General features: G+C 42.4%; 15 protein-coding genes and 1 other RNA gene. 2 read left to right on the forward strand and 14 right to left on the reverse strand.

The window, feature by feature from the left end; translation table 11 throughout:
* Positions 1 to 477 precede the first annotated feature (477 nt).
* The 7 genes from lipA to CVV21_01460 all read right to left on the reverse strand — a co-directional run bounded on the left by lipA (position 478) and on the right by CVV21_01460 (position 7,720).
* Positions 478 to 1,308 carry a lipoyl synthase gene (gene lipA / locus CVV21_01430; GenBank protein ID PKL93057.1) on the reverse strand — a complete coding sequence of 277 codons (831 nt, stop codon included), beginning with the start codon at positions 1,306 to 1,308 and terminating at the stop codon, positions 478 to 480.
* Positions 1,309 to 1,321: 13 nt separating this feature from the next.
* Positions 1,322 to 2,119, reverse strand: a complete 798-nt coding sequence (locus CVV21_01435) for a lipoate--protein ligase family protein (GenBank protein ID PKL93035.1) — start codon at positions 2,117 to 2,119, stop codon at positions 1,322 to 1,324.
* Complete coding sequence (locus tag CVV21_01440) at positions 2,110 to 3,549, reverse strand: glycine dehydrogenase (aminomethyl-transferring) (protein PKL93036.1); 1,440 nt, start codon at positions 3,547 to 3,549, stop codon at positions 2,110 to 2,112. The genes CVV21_01435 and CVV21_01440 overlap by 10 nt, the downstream gene beginning before the upstream one ends.
* 31 nt (positions 3,550 to 3,580) lie before the next feature.
* Positions 3,581 to 4,912 carry an aminomethyl-transferring glycine dehydrogenase gene (locus CVV21_01445; protein ID PKL93037.1) on the reverse strand — a complete coding sequence of 444 codons (1,332 nt, stop codon included), beginning with the start codon at positions 4,910 to 4,912 and terminating at the stop codon, positions 3,581 to 3,583.
* Positions 4,912 to 5,298 (reverse strand): glycine cleavage system protein H, encoded by a 387-nt coding sequence (gcvH, locus tag CVV21_01450; protein PKL93038.1) that lies wholly within the window; start codon positions 5,296 to 5,298, stop codon positions 4,912 to 4,914. Before gcvH ends, CVV21_01445 begins: the two co-directional genes overlap by 1 nt.
* A gap of 24 nt (positions 5,299 to 5,322) precedes the next feature.
* Positions 5,323 to 6,420: a glycine cleavage system protein T gene (gene gcvT / locus CVV21_01455; protein PKL93039.1), complete on the reverse strand. Its 1,098-nt coding sequence runs from the start codon at positions 6,418 to 6,420 to the stop codon at positions 5,323 to 5,325.
* 736 nt (positions 6,421 to 7,156) lie between these two features.
* A complete protein-coding gene (locus tag CVV21_01460) occupies positions 7,157 to 7,720 on the reverse strand; it encodes a hypothetical protein (protein ID PKL93040.1) in 564 nt (187 codons plus the stop codon).
* 1 nt (position 7,721) lies between these two features.
* Between CVV21_01460 and CVV21_01465 the strand changes: the two genes are divergently transcribed.
* Positions 7,722 to 8,468, forward strand: coding sequence for a hypothetical protein (locus CVV21_01465; GenBank protein ID PKL93041.1), 747 nt, complete (start codon positions 7,722 to 7,724; stop codon positions 8,466 to 8,468).
* 55 nt (positions 8,469 to 8,523) lie between these two features.
* Here the strand turns inward: CVV21_01465 and CVV21_01470 are convergent, their stop codons facing one another.
* The 5 genes from CVV21_01470 to CVV21_01490 form a co-directional block, all read right to left on the reverse strand.
* The gene (locus CVV21_01470; GenBank protein PKL93042.1) at positions 8,524 to 8,991 is read right to left on the reverse strand and encodes a hypothetical protein; all 468 of its coding nucleotides are present in this window, start codon (positions 8,989 to 8,991) and stop codon (positions 8,524 to 8,526) included.
* 2 nt (positions 8,992 to 8,993) lie between these two features.
* On the reverse strand, positions 8,994 to 9,503 hold the full coding sequence (locus CVV21_01475; GenBank protein ID PKL93043.1) for a hypothetical protein: 510 nt from the start codon (positions 9,501 to 9,503) through the stop codon (positions 8,994 to 8,996).
* Between the two features lie 57 nt (positions 9,504 to 9,560).
* Entirely contained in the window at positions 9,561 to 10,016 is a 456-nt protein-coding gene (locus CVV21_01480; protein PKL93044.1) for a hypothetical protein, read from the reverse strand.
* Positions 9,958 to 10,617 carry a hypothetical protein gene (locus CVV21_01485; GenBank protein PKL93045.1) on the reverse strand — a complete coding sequence of 220 codons (660 nt, stop codon included), beginning with the start codon at positions 10,615 to 10,617 and terminating at the stop codon, positions 9,958 to 9,960. The genes CVV21_01480 and CVV21_01485 overlap by 59 nt, the downstream gene beginning before the upstream one ends.
* Positions 10,618 to 10,723: 106 nt before the next feature.
* Positions 10,724 to 11,713, reverse strand: coding sequence for a hypothetical protein (locus tag CVV21_01490; GenBank protein ID PKL93046.1), 990 nt, complete (start codon positions 11,711 to 11,713; stop codon positions 10,724 to 10,726).
* A gap of 521 nt (positions 11,714 to 12,234) precedes the next feature.
* On the opposite strand from CVV21_01490, the gene ssrA reads away from it, so the two are divergent.
* Positions 12,235 to 12,575, forward strand: a transfer-messenger RNA (tmRNA) gene (ssrA, locus tag CVV21_01495).
* A gap of 107 nt (positions 12,576 to 12,682) precedes the next feature.
* On the opposite strand, the gene CVV21_01500 is transcribed toward ssrA, so the two are convergent.
* Together CVV21_01500 and CVV21_01505 are read right to left on the reverse strand one after the other, a co-directional pair.
* A complete protein-coding gene (locus tag CVV21_01500) occupies positions 12,683 to 13,135 on the reverse strand; it encodes an SsrA-binding protein (GenBank protein PKL93047.1) in 453 nt (150 codons plus the stop codon).
* Positions 13,132 to 15,177, reverse strand: coding sequence for a hypothetical protein (locus CVV21_01505; protein ID PKL93048.1), 2,046 nt, complete (start codon positions 15,175 to 15,177; stop codon positions 13,132 to 13,134). Before CVV21_01505 ends, CVV21_01500 begins: the two co-directional genes overlap by 4 nt.
* Positions 15,178 to 15,197 lie beyond the last annotated feature (20 nt).

The following is a 15,197-nucleotide window of genomic DNA, read 5'->3' on the forward strand; positions in this document are numbered from 1 at the left end:
ATTGGAAGATTAGATTAACACCTACAGGGGTTGGGGGTGTTTTTTCAGTGCGTACCGCGTAAGTATAGTGTATATGCAGCAGGACGGATGTAATGGTGCGCCGGCATATCCGGATGTGCCGCGGGCTACCGGTTGCCAATGATGTTAACACTCCAATGATTTCAGGCTTGTTTGCCTGCAAGATTACCAATTTGCGGCGCGCACTGAAAAAATATACCCAATCCCTGTAAAGCAGAGGGACGGAAGGACGGAAGAGCCGAGGGACGGATGCACGGAGGGACAGAGGTACGGAAGTCAGGCAAAACAGATGCTTGGATGCTTTGATGGTTGGAGGGTTGGAAAAATCACAATCAACTGCCGCGGGCTGAAGACCCGCGTCTACCACGGCAAATACAAATATAAACCAACTACAACTGCCGCACCTTAAAAGGTGCGCCTACCAATGCCAAACCAAAATACCGAGCCGCTTCTTTTACCCTACTTCTTGCCGTAAGTATCCGCCATATAAGAACTTCTTACAAACACTCCGGATTTGGCGTGTTCAAATCCCATTCCCATCGCCGCCTTTTCAAAAAACTCATACCTCTCCGGTTTTAAATATTCCACCACCGGTATATTTTCTTTTGCCGGCTGCATATACTGCCCTATTGAAATATAATCCACATCCGCCCCGCGGATATCATCAAGCGTCTTTAAAACTTCCGCCTCTGTTTCGCCAAGCCCAAGCATTATTCCGGATTTTGTTTTCTTTACGCCAAATTCTTTTGCTTTTTTTAAAACTTCAAGGCTTCTTTCGTATGAAGCGGCTTTTCTTATGTGATACAGCGACGGCACCACTTCTATATTATGCGCAAAAACATCCGGCGCGGCATTTACCACGGTTTTTATGTCATCAACATTGCCCTGAAAATCCGGGACAAGCACTTCTATTTTTATACCCTCAGCACGTGCTTTTTTAATTATATCGGCAAAAACTGCCGCGCCGCCGTCTTTTAAATCATCCCTTGTAACCGATGTCACCACAAGGTATTTAACACCAAGTTTTTTCGCGGCCTCTATTACATTATCCGCCTCCTGTGGAATCAACTCCTGCGGATTTGCCTTTGTTACATTACAGAATAAGCACTGCCTTGTACAGGCGCTGCCAAGTATTAAAAATGTCGCGGTGCCGCGGCCGTAACATTCGGATAAATTAGGGCAGCGCGCGCTGTGGCACACGGTGTGAAGGTTCATGCCGCTTAACACGGCTTCTGTACTGTGCATGTTTTTAAAATCTATTTTTTTCTTTGCCCATTCAGGGCGTTTTATTATTTCAGCCACTTTAAAGTTTCCCTTCCATATTCCATTTAAATGACGCGTATTTTCCGGTTAGCAGTTTTATTATCTCTTTTTTTTCTTCTAGGGTAAAGTCCGCTGGTTCCAGCGCGCAGTTAAAAGATTCCATAAAAGCGGCCGCCATATTTGCCGCGGCTTCTAACGGCGCAACCTGCCTTTTTAAGAGCGCGTTTAAACAAGTATATTTACCGCCATCAACCGGACATTTAAAATATTTTTCGTGTTCTTCATTGCCGGCAAGCGGCAGAGACCCATGCTGAAAAATAACCCCTTTAACCCTTGCCTGTGCGTTGCCGCCGATTTTTTTTCCGTCAATTATTATATCGTATTCTTCCGTTCCCGAAAAACAAAACCCCGCCCTTTCGCCCTGCTTTTCTTCCGGCCGCGCGTAAACACCGTAAGCAGGATTAAGGCCAAACTTTTTGTACATAAGCATAATAAAAGAATTTAATTTTTCAAAAGTTTTTTTAACAGGCTCCCCTTTGCAGTCAATGTCCTCTTCACGACACACAAGGCTGTATGTAAGTTCACTGCTGTGATATATAGCGCCGCCGCCGGTAAGCCGGCGGACAATGGGTATTTTATCTTCAAGGCAATTGTCTATATTTATGTCTTTTTCCGCGTCCTGGTATTTTCCAAGGGAAATGCCGGCAGGGTTCCACGAATACAGCCTTAACTGCGGCACGCCTGACTGTAAACAGCGGGAGATCAGGAATTCATCAATGGCCATATTCTCGTATGGAGAATTGGCTTTAAACGGAAAAAAATCACCCTTTAAAAACATCTAAGTTTTGGTTCCCTCGCGGCCTTTGTTTCATCCGGCCTGGACACAGGCGTGGTTACCGGCGTGTTTTTTATTTTATCAGGGTCAGTTTCCGCAAGTTTTGCAATTTCTATCATGGCTTCTATGAAAAGGTCTATATCCTGTTTGGATTCTGTCTCTGTGGGCTCTATCATTATTGCCTCTTCCACTACAAGCGGGAAATAAATTGTGGGCGGGTGGAAACCCCTGTCTATAAGGGACTTTGCAATATCAAGGGCGTGAACCCCTTTTATTACCTGCTTTTTTGCGCTGAAAACCGCTTCATGCATGCAGGTGCGGTCATACGGAAGATAATAATACGGCTTTAATTTTGCCATTATGTAATTTGCGTTTAATACCGCCTTTTCAGAAACTTCAATAAGCCCTTCTTTGCCAAGCATTGTGATGTATGTATATGCCTTAAGCATCACCCCAAAGTTGCCAAAGAAAGAAGCGATGTTACCTATAGTCTGCGGCACGTTAAAATCAAGGGTATATTTATTATCTTTTGTTTTTACCACGGCAGGCACAGGCACATAATCAGCAAGCCTTTCAGACACGCCCACCATTCCCGCGCCGGGTCCGCCTCCGCCGTGCGGGGTGGAAAAGGTCTTATGCAGGTTCAGGTGGACAATGTCAAAGCCCATGTCCCCCGGCCTTGCCTTTCCCATAATTGCGTTTAAGTTGGCGCCGTCATAATACATAAGCGCGTCAAATTTTCTTGCAAGCGCGGACACTTCCAGCACTTCTTTTTCAAATACCCCAAGCGTGCTTGGGACCGTCATCATTATTCCCGCAGTATGCGCGTTTATTTTTTCTTTAAGGGCGTTTAAATCAATTCCGCCGGCGCCATTTACCGGTACAGTTACCACTTCATAACCTGCCGCGGCCGCGGATGCCGGGTTTGTGCCGTGCGCGGATTCGGGGACTATTATGTGCGTCTTATTATTACCGTGCACCCTGTGATACTGCGCCATTAAAAGAATACCTGTCATTTCACCGTGCGCGCCCGCGTACGGCTGGGTGGTCATTTTTTTCATTCCGGTTATTTCGCACATCATTTCCGCGGTTTTATATATCACTTCAAGCGCTCCCTGAACCGCGTCTTCTTTTACATATGCCAGCATCGGGTGGGCGTTTATAAAGCCGGGCAGAACGGATGTCACTTCATTTATTTTGGGGTTGTATTTCATGGTACACGACCCAAGCGGATAAAAATGGGTGTCAACGGAATAATTAAGGCGCGACAGGTTTGTGTAATGCCTGACCACTTCAAGTTCAGACACTTCCGGAAGCATATTATCTGTCTGCCTTAATAAAGAAGGGTCAAGCCGGCCGGCCATATTAATATCCGGGGTTCCCGGGTCAATACCAATTCTTCCTTTAACGCTTTTTTCAAATATGTTTTTCATTTTTTATCCTCTTTTTGGGTTTGACCTTAAACTAAACGCATTCCTTAACAGCCGTAATAAACATGTCCATCTGGTTTTGCGTCTTTTTTTCCGTGGCATTTATTATTATGGTATTTTTATCATGCGGAAAAAATACAGAAGCGGGCAGCCCGGCAATAAAACCTTTTGCGGACATTTCCCTGAAAAATACCTGCGCGTCTTTTTTTAATTTTACTGAAAATTCGTTAAACGTGGCTCCGCTTATTATTTCAATTCCCGATATTTCGGACAGTTTTGACTTTAAGTATTCCGCCCTTTCAAGGTTTATAAGGGCCAGTTTCTTAAAACCCTCTTTTCCCATAAGCGACATAAACACAACAGCCCGCAGCGCGCACAGCGCCTGATTACTGCAGATATTGGAAGTGGCCTTTTCCCTTTTTATATGCTGTTCCCTTGCCTGAAGCGTAAGCACGTAAACCGTGCGCCCTTCTTTATCTGTGGTTTCGCCGACTATTCTGCCGGGTATTTTTCTCATGAATTTTTTGTTAACCGCCATTATGCCAAGGTAAGGCCCGCCGAATGAAAGCGGCTGCCCCAAAGACTGCCCTTCTGCCACAGCAATATCCGCGCCCATTTCCGCGGGCGTCTTTAAAATTCCAAGCGATACCGGATAAAAAGATAATATGGATGCCGCCCCCTGTTTTGCGGCCTGCGCGAAGACAGGCGAATAATCATTTACAAAACCGTAAAAGTTGGGGTTCTGCGCGACAACCGCGGCCGTGTCACTATCTATCATAGCAGCAAGCGCCTTTAAATCAGTGCGTCCGTTTTCTGCCGGAGCTTCAATAAATTCCACGCCGATATTTTTTGCGTGGGTTTTTAACATTTTAACGTGCAGCGGGTTAACGCCGCCGTCTATTATAACCTTCTTTTTTCTGCTTCCGCGAAACGCCATGTTAACAGCTTCGTAAATTGCTGTGCCGCCGTCATATAATGATGCATTTGAAAGTTCCATTCCCGTAATGCCGGATATCATTGACTGATATTCAAAAACCGCCCTTAAAGTGCCCTGCGACGCTTCCGGCTGGTAAGGCGTATAAGCGGTGTAAAATTCCGCGCGCGAACTTATGGTATCCACAGCCGCCGGGATAAAGTGGTCGTAGTATCCGCCGCCAAGAAAAGACGCAGTAAATGTTGTGTTCTTTGAGGCAAGTTCCTGCATTTCATTTAAAGCTTCATATTCGGTTATACCTTTTGGAAGGTTAAAAGATTTGGCGCGAAGTTCCGGAGTGATGTCGAAAAAAAGCGATTCTATTGAAGGGGCTCCCGCCGCCTGCAGCATTTCTTTTATTTCAGATTCTGTATGCGGGGTAAAACCTGCCATTATTCAAGACCTGACAGATACTGCCTGTATGCCGCGGCGTCTAAAAGATTTTTTGTTTCTGACGCGTCTAAAATTTCCAGCTCTGCTATCCACCCTTTTTCAAACGGTGAAGAATTAATAAGCCCGGGGTTGTCTTCCAGTTCGGAATTAAAACTTACAACTTTTCCGGATATTGGCGAATAAATATCAGACGCGGCTTTTACGGATTCAATTCCCGTTATAACGCCAAACTGTTTTACATTAAAACCGTTTTCAGGGGGTTCGCAGAAAGTAATATCCCCAAGTTTGTGCTGCGCGTAATCCGTGATTCCTATTTTTGCTTTCTTTCCGTCAATTTTTACCCACTCGTGTTCTTTTGTGTAAAAATACCCTTCAGCTACGTTCATCTTACCCTCCTGATAATTAATAAATTATTTAAGTGTCATCCTTATTGAAGCGCTTTTAAGAAAAGGCATTTGTGCAACTGTTGCCGCTGCCGTGCCCCTGCCAAGGTCTATTTCAAAAGTGGTCCCGATTTCCGCGTACTGCGGTTTAACATATCCCATGCCTATGCCGCAGTTTAAATGCGGCGAAAATACACCGCTTGATACTGTGCCGATTGCCGCGCCGTCTTTTAATATTGGGGAACTGTGCCTTGGCGTCCGCCTTCCGTCTATTTTAAAACCGCACAGCTTTTTTTCAACGCCGGTTTCAATCTGCTTTAAAAGCGCCGCTTTACCAATGAACTTTTTTTCAAAATCAATAAATTTTTCCATCCCCGCTTCAACAGGGGTTATATCTTCGGTCAGTTCGTCGCCGTACAACGGAAGCCCGGCTTCAGACCTTAATATGTCGCGGCTTCCAAGTCCTGCCGGCACCGCGCCGTTTTTTACGGCTTCGTTCCAGAAAGCTGCCGCGTTTTTATTGTTCAGGTAAACTTCAAAACCCAGTTCCCCGGTATACCCAGTCCTGCTTATTATTCTGTCTTCTCCCAATAACGGGAATTTTTTAAACGTAAAATATTTAAGCTCCGCAAGGCCGGTGCCTGCAATTTTTTTCATGACGTCATATGCCGCAGGGCCCTGCACGTCAAACTTTGCCGAATCATCAGAGATATTCTGTATTTTGGCGGATGGCGCAAGCCTTGACTTTATGGTTTCATAATCGCGGACTTCATTGGAAGCGTTTACAACTATCATCCATTCATCATTTTTTATCCTATAGACTATCAGGTCATCTATGGCGGTTCCGTTTTCATTTAAAAGAAAACCGTACTTGCAGCCGCCCTCTTTCATCTTTGTGACAGGCACTGTAATTGCCCTGTCAAGCGAGCAGTTTGAAGGGTCTTCCTGTACCATAATCTCGCCCATGTGGCTTATGTCAAATATGGCACAGCCGGAGCGCGTAATTTTTGTTTCTTCGATAATGGAGCCGTAATGAATGGGCATACTGTACCCGGCAAAAGGCGCCATAAGCGCGTTTAAACGTACGTGTTCATCAAATAATGGTGTTTTTTTATCGTTAGCCATGTGACATTGTCCGCCTTTAAAATTAAGATACGCTATTTTATAACAGGCAGGGATAAGCGTCAAGAAATAAAAAACCCGTTAATACAGTTATGTATTAACGGGTTTTTTAGGTGTCGCCGTTCTTTTTTGGCGTGTACCCGCTTGCGCGGGCAACATTGATATAAGGGGGTTATAGTTAGAAAGAGACGGCGACACTATATGCTGCAGGAAAATTCAAAAGCCGCTATTCTATTATATAGCCCTGTGTTCAGTTTGTTTAATCAAGAAACAATAAGTGTCGCCGCCCAATTCTAAGGCGTGTGCCGCTTTCGCGGCATTGATATAAGGGGGTATATCTTAGAGGAGTGAGGCGACGACACTTATTGTTCCTGTGAATATAATGCTCTGCTTTTAAAGAACTTTTGAAAATTTGAAAGTGATTATAATAATTATACTTATTTGGCAATAAAAATCAAGTTTTTTTGTTAGGTTTTTATTTTTTATCAATTATTTTGTATTAATTACAAAAATTATCCCTTTATTTTAAAGGGTTTTATTGGTTTTGAAAGTAGTTTGTCAGTATTAACATTTTTCTTTATGTTATTTTATACTTTAACCGGTTAATCTCTTTATTTTTGCAGGGATGTGATACCGCGCATACCGCGTAAAAACAAAATACTTATTGTTTCATTTAAGTCTATATATTACGGTATAAAATACAGGTGATGTAAATCACATATTAATTTAACCGATGCAGTTAAAATTGATAAAAAAATATAGGGGGATTTATGAACCATATAAGATTTGTTATTTTAGCTATTGTAATTTCAGTATTTGTTTTTTCGTGTACCGGAAAAAGAAATCCATCAGCACCTTCAATTGAACAACCTACAATTGCGGCCGGCACATATACTGCAACACCAATTATTACTGCCACTAATACTTCGTCACCTGTCGTTACTGCAACAAATACATCATCACCAATCGTTACTTCTACTAACACTTCATCACCTGTTGTTACTGCCACTATCACCTCAACACCAACTGTTACCTCAACAAAGATCATTACCTCTACTGCTACTACGACAAAGATTATTACCGCCACTATCACTGCAACAAATTTCATTACCTCTACCGCTACCACGACAAAAATTATTACTGTAACTAATACCCCATCACCAACTGTTACAGTTACTTTTACTGTTACAGCTACTGCTACTACAACAAAAATTATTACCGCCACTAATACCGTAACCATTACATCAACCGCCACAGTAACACAGACTGCAACCGCTACAATCAGCATATCGGTTTCACCCACAATGAATGCAACCCCGCCCGCATCTACGGTTAAGCTGATTTTCATCCATCACAGTACCGGAGAGTACTGGCTGGAGACAGGATACGGGGATCTTGGCACAGCCCTAAACGCGAATAATTATTTTGTAAGCGATACAAATTACGGATGGTCAGACCCGGGCTATGACCAGGGAAGTTCAACCGATACAGTTAACTGGCCGGATTGGTTCAGAAATGAAGTTATGCCTTTTGTATTTGCCGAGAACACGAATTCCTGCTATACAAACACGATATCCGAACCGGCAGGGGAAAATGAAGTGATAATGTTTAAATCATGCTATCCAAACAGCGAAGTTGGCAGCGATATAACAGATGAACAGGCAATTTATAACGGGCTGCTTGCTTACATGGCCGCGCATACCGATAAACTATTTATTCTGATAGTGCCGCCGCCTATGCAGATTATTTCAGACCCTGCCGCAACAAGGCAGCTTTCAAGCTGGCTCTTTGACAAACAATACGGATGGCTTAAAAATTATACCGCCGGAAATGTTTATGTTTACGATTATTATAATGTGCTGACACATCCGGATAATCACCACAGGCTGGTAAACGGCGTTGAAACCCATGAAGTTAACAACGCGCAGAACACCCTTTATTACCCTACAAATTCCGGTGATGACCATCCGTCAGTTGAGGGCCAGCAAAAAGCCACGTCCGAGTTCGTTCCGCTGCTTAACGCGTGGTACCGCCAGTGGAAGGGGCTGTAAACCGCAGTTGAGGTTTTAAATATTAGATTTATTCTGTTTGGTAAAATGGTTCATATTATTTATGTTTTTTTAAATCCAGCAGATGTTTATACTGCCTGTCACGTTCTTTTATGGCGGCTTTGTCGCCATTATCCGGTTTTGCCGCGTCCCTTTTAGCAGTAGCGGCATACATTGCAGCGGCAACTGCGTGGGTTTTAACATGGGCGGCAGCTGCCGCCTGCCCTGCCGCGCGCGCAGCACAGCGAGCAGGGTCATTATCTTTTACTTCACGTGCCGCCGCGTGTGATGCAAGCGATGCCCCGCGAATGTCCGCCATTTTAAATACACCGGTTTTCACCCATCTGCGCCCGGCTTTAATTGCAAGCCGCGGGCGGCTGTCATTTGGGTATTGTTTTTCAAAATACGGGAGCACCCTGGCAGCACAATCACATCCCCAGGCAACTACAATTTTCTTATCTGTTTTATTTATAAGTTTTAATATGTCTTTATATAACTGTATTTTCACCATAACCGATTTTTTCATTTTTAAAACGTCGGAGGAAGTGATTTTTTCACGGTATTTCTGTAAGTTGTCTTAATTAATTCAATGGCATCTTCAAATTCAGCTGTGTTTTTAAAGTTCACATTTGAAATCAGGGCCTTATATCCGTCTTCCATATCAATGTCAATAAACCTTGTAGATGATACTTTGCGTTCATTCACCGACACCATTTCCCTGAAAAACATTGAAACAGGTTTAGTAATTCCGCTTATAATAATCCTGTCATCATATACTATCAGTTTTTTCTTTTCATCCATTCCCGCTTTCGCGGAGATTAAAGAAAGCAGCGCGAAAAGTCCGCAGACAGACGCCGCGGTGTAATATAACACCCTTGCCTGGGAAGGGCTAAGTTTAATTACAACGCGTATAACAAGCTCCGATTTAACGGTGTACCCCAGCCACGCCGCGCCGGCCGCAAACCCGAATAATAATACAGCTATCATTATCATCGTCCCCGCATTCTGTCCGTAAGAATATTCTTTTATAAGTTTCATGTTTGGTCCTTTTAAAATTTAAATAAAACAATACTTCACTTCCCGGCTTAATATTTTTTAAAACAACTCCGCCTGTGGATTTGCCGCCCTTATCAGGCGTTTTACTTCTGCCGTTATCTTATTGGCGGTGTCTATAGCCGCATTTGCCTCTTCATCAGTTACGTGATTCTTTGATTCATAAATAAATTCATGCCTGCGTTTTCTAAGCCTTTCAAAACGAATCACAAGAGTATCAAGTTCCTGCCCCAAAGCGTCTTTTGTAAACTCCACTATGGTTTTATGCGTAAATTTTGCAGTGGGAAGATACCCTTTGGAATACATAAGCGCCCTTCCCGCGCGAATCATGGAGTGATAAGCAATTGTAATTGCCCATGTTTTGTCCGTTTTTATTGTTGCCTGCGCTGTCTGTACATCTTTTTCCGCCCGTAATACCTGCTGTGTTATCTGCTTAAAATCAGGTTTTTGCTTTTTTACCAGGTTTTCCTTCAACAGCCTCTCTAAATTCATGTTCATCCCCCTCTATGATTATCTTTTTCCCTTCGTATACATTCATCAAAAAAGCGTCTTTTTTTCGGATATCTTTTATAAATGCATCATAAGTCATTAATTTATAATTTACCTCCCTTTTAAGCCTCTTTTCAAGCCCGTCAATGGACCTTAATAATTCATCCTCATCCGGATCCCCTATTATAAAAAGATCTACATCAGACATAATATTTTCTTTTCCCGAAGCAAAAGAGCCATATATAAAAGCAAACCGTATTCCTTTAATACCTTTTATAACCCGCTTTATAGCCCCCGGCGCGGCTGTTGTTTTTAATATTATACTTTTCATTTCTGCATAAAAAGGGTAACCCGCGTCCAGTCTGAAATATCTTGCGTTAGCCCTGTATTCGCTTGTCAGCACGCCTTCTTTAACCATATTTTCAAGGTCACGCCGAATCATGCCGGGTTTTTTCCCAACTGCCAGTGCTATTTCGCCCATATAAAATTCCCGCTGTTCATTGGTAAAAAACAACCCTAAAATTTCAGCTTTCGTTCCTTTTATCATAAAACGCCCCTTTGTATGCTTATTGCATACAATTATATGCATTTTGTATATTCTGGTCAACATGTTTTTTAACAGTCTAATTACAGGTCTTGTTCAATACCTCACATATAAAAACCCTGCTTATGTCTAGACCCAATGTGAGTTTTTTTAATCTCTCTTCAAATTTCTACTATTTATTTTCTGTTATTTTATTCAGCATTGCTGTAAATTCTGCCGGCGGATAAAATGCAGATTTTTCTGTGTCAAATGGCAGACTTACAAATTTCTTATTATAATACCAATACAACTCAGACGATATAGAACCCGGACCTTCATCATACATTTTTTTAGCCATAGGAATTAATACGTTGACCGCTTTTAAAACACCTTTATTATTAATAGGATATGTGATTATTGCATGCCTGTTCGGAACAATAACCAACGCACCATGCTTACCTACACAACCCTTGTATCTGTCTAATTTGAATATATTGGTTGTTGTAAATATTTCACCACCAAGTAAATACCACATCACTAGATCATTTAATATTATCCGCTTTGAAACTTCTGCCGGATATTTAATTATAGTATTTTCTATTCCCGATTTTATCAATTCGGAAGTATCCTTTTTCCACTTTTTTGCACTTTCAGGTTTGATTGACATTGATTTGGACGGTAAATCAAAAACTAACATCGTATACGTACCTGTCAAATCTTCCCTGAAAATCGCGTTCTCTTTTCCAATCCGTTCTAAATAATCATTCGGAACTATTCTGACAGCCAAATACGACTTTATTTTTTCATAATCGCTTATATTTTTTTTAATTATTTTTTCTTCCTTTTCAGAAGTAAAAATTTTATCAAAATGTCCGGCAATTATAATGTCCTTTTCATTTTCATCCGCCTGATGATATATTTGTGCAACATTTTCCAATCCATAAACCATAGATCCAGGACCATAAACACACCCTTCTTTAAATGATACCCTATAAGCATCACCTTTCTCTTCAAAATATACCATTAATTGTTTACTAAATTTCTTGTATTCTACAGATGTTAAATATCCAAAATGCTTCGATTTAACCTCAAATGTCTCAGCTTCGCCGTTGGCAAGAAGAAACAGGGGCAGAGCTAATACAAAAAAACAAATCAAAAATAAATATTTAGTCTTTTTTTTCATTTTTTCTCCTTTTAAGCATGTCTACCAACCTTTAAATATGGCAGGTCCTGTGCAATACCTTACATATAGCTGTTATATTATAAACAAAAAGAAACCGATACTTTTCTCCAACGTATTATTTTAGTTGATACATGAGAGTTGAAAGTACAGGAGCATAAATTTATCATTCACAAAAATATTATTATTCCGTGGATTTTGTATTATTCTCCCCGTACCCTTTTCCTGCACCGATTCCCTCCCGGTCATATTCAGGCAATTGCTTAACACTTTTTTATTTTATACCCTCCTACGGTATTCAGCAAGTGGAAATTACTGAAATACAAACGCCCTGTCTGGGGCCAGACCCCAGATAGGGCGTTTAGAACAAGGTGTTTAAAATTATTTGATTAATAAAAACGTTTACAGTATTTGTATTAACTGTGTGTTTTTATGCTATAATTTCGTTGTTACATTAAGGTTCTTTATCAGGTAAGCACACAGTCTCTAAAACGACGCGGCTGAAAGATAAACCGCGGTTTTTAGGGGGCGACCGGTTTCGACAGGTCTCGTGTAGGTACAGGGAGCATGCCGAGGTCCCACAGCCTCGTAAATAATGTGGACCAATACAAACGACAATAACTACGCTTTAGCTGCTTAATGCAGCACCGTCTCACCTTCTTCGCCTACGGGAAGATGTGGCGGACCAACAGTAGGCTGCTCTTTTGAACTCTAATCCCGGTTCAAAAGCTAAGATTCAGGGAAGGTAGTTTTGCGGTATTCTGTCCGGAGAAGCCCGCAAAGCGAATCTAAATTCCGGAACAAGCATGTAGCGCCCTTGCTAAAGCAGGTCTGGACGTGGGTTCAAGTCCCACCGCCTCCACCATAAATAAAAAAGCCCTGAGTTAATTTTCAGGGCTTTTTTTATTTATATTGGCTTTGGTATGGATTAATTATTATTTATGGGATATGGGATAAACGTTTATTGGATAATTATAAATTTATCTTATATCTTGCTTCTTCCCTTTGAATATCGCGTTTCTTTATGGATTCACGTTTATCATACGCCTGTTTGCCTTTGGCGATTCCAATTTCCACTTTTGCCTTGCCCTTTTTAAAATAAACCGCAAGCGGCACAATTGTCAGCCCTGCCTTGCTTAACTTGCCCGCTATCCTGTCTATTTCCTGACGGTGCATCAGCAGTTTTCTGTCTCGGATTTCAGAATGGTTATTAATATTCCCATGGGAATACGGGCTTATGTGCACATTCATCATAATAAGTTCGCCTTTTATCAGGCGCACAAACCCGTCCTGCAGGTTTATTCTGCCGTCGCGGATAGACTTTACTTCCGTGCCTTTTAACGCAATCCCCGCTTCATACTTTTCCATTATTTCATAATTATGAAACGCTTTCCTGTTTCTTGCAGAAGCCGTACTTTCCGTCATTTTATCACCGCTATCTTGGTACGATAGGTATCCTTGTTATTAATCTTAAGTATTCCGTAATATACGCCGCTGACCACCATGGTTCCAAAATTATTTTTTCCGTCCCATTCATATTTATAAAGCACCCCGCCCGCAAGGTTTTTTGTATCCGCAAGTGTCCTTACTTTTCTGCCTGTAATATCAAATATATCAAGTTTTACATCGGAAGTTTCCGGCAGGAAGAACTGAATTATTCCATTGCCCCTTAAAGGCGAAAACGGATTTGGGTAATTATAAAAACTTGTATTAATATCTGAACCTATTATATTAATTGAATCTGAAATATACGGGAAAGGCGCACCCGCAGCTTCGCTGTAAAGACGGGTGTCATCAAGTTTTTCAAACAGCAGCGCAGCCGCATTTTCTATAGAGACATTCATTTTACCCGCCGGCGCCCCGCTTTTTATATCCATAAAGAAATTTAAATCTATTGACCCGGCCGGGGATATCATTCTGTCCACCGGCACGTAAAGTGTTTTTGATACACCCCAAGCCGTGGAAGTTATAAAACCGCCGGCATCATTTATTATTATGTTTCTAATTGTCTGATTATCCTGCGTGCTTATTGTCAGCGTAAGCCCGGTAAGCCTGTATTCGGGGCCGCCCGAATTGGGATTAATTGCGGTAAGCCCAAACAGAGGTATTCCGGATGCGCCTTCCCTTACCGTGGCAATTTCAAGCTGCGTAAAGTCCGACAGCGCAAGGTTACCGTACGCGCTTACAGTCACGGGAATGGCGTCCGATACCGCATTTGGATAAATAGAGCTTCTGTCAACTGCCGTTACGGAATAGTATAATCCCGGTTTTAAGAACCTGACTACAAACTGTGCTTCTCCCGAAGACATGTTTTTATCCGTGTCAGACAGCGTCCACAGCGGCTGGGAAGATTCTATACCGGCGTTAATACCTATTCCGGATGTCATTGTCCAATTGTTTTGTTCAACCATTCTTACAGTAATAGTAACCGGCCTTCCAGCTTCCTGCACATCAGGAACGCCCGTATAACCGGGAGCAGATGACGTGAATGACTGTCCCGGCGCTATAATTACCATTCCTATTATTGCAGTATTAGTAGGCGTAACAGTCGGAGTTGTTGACATTGTGACTGTGGGAGTTACAGTTTCTGTCACAGTCTGAGTTATTGTCTGCGTTATTGTCTGTGTATTAGAAGGTGTTGTTGTCTGTGTAACTGTTAAAGTTATTGTCTGCGTCGCGGTTTGTGTGGCTGTCTGCGTTACAGTTGATGTGATTGTTAAAGTGGCAGTTTGAGTAGACGTAGGGGTTGCTGTCTGTGTAACCGTAACTGTCACAGTCTCTGTAACGGTCTGTGTCGCGGTCTGCGTTGCAGAAGGCGTGGCTGTCTGCGTTATTGTCTGCGTCACAGTCTGCGTGACAGTTTCTGTCACTGTCTGCGTTATCGAACTGGTTGAAGTTTGGGTTGCAGTTTCAGTCACTGTCTGCGTAATTGTCTCTGTCACCGTCTCTGTAATTGTTTGGGTGACAGTCCGCGTTGTGGTTTCTGTAACGGTCTGTGTTGCCGTCTGTGTCATTGTTTCTGTCGCTGTCTGCGTCACAGTCTGTGTTATTGTTTCTGTAGTTGTCTGTGTTATTGTCTGCGTAATGGTTTGGGTCATTGTCTGTGATGCTGTCCGCGTAACTGTCTGTGTAACTGTTTCTGTAACAGTCTGTGTTGCGGTTTGTGTAACAGTCTGCGTTACAGTCTGTGTTGCAGTCTCTGTCACTGTCTGTGTAACTGTTTGCGTAATTGTCTGTGTTACAGTTTGCGTTACCGTTTCAGTTACCGTCTGTGTTGCGGTTTGCGTAATTGTCTGCGTAACAGTCTGTGTAATGGTCTGCGTTACTGTTTCTGTAACAGTTTCTGTTACGGTCTGTGTCGCGGTCTGCGTAGCTGTTTGTGTAACTGTCTGTGTTACAGTTGACGTATGCACAAGCACTGCCTGAGAATAACCTGTCGGAACGGATGCAATAACCGCGCCGCCCATCCCGTTTAATTCCGCGGTAA

This window comes from Candidatus Goldiibacteriota bacterium HGW-Goldbacteria-1, from assembly GCA_002839855.1.
GTDB lineage: Bacteria > Oederibacteriota > PGYV01 > PGYV01 > PGYV01 > PGYV01.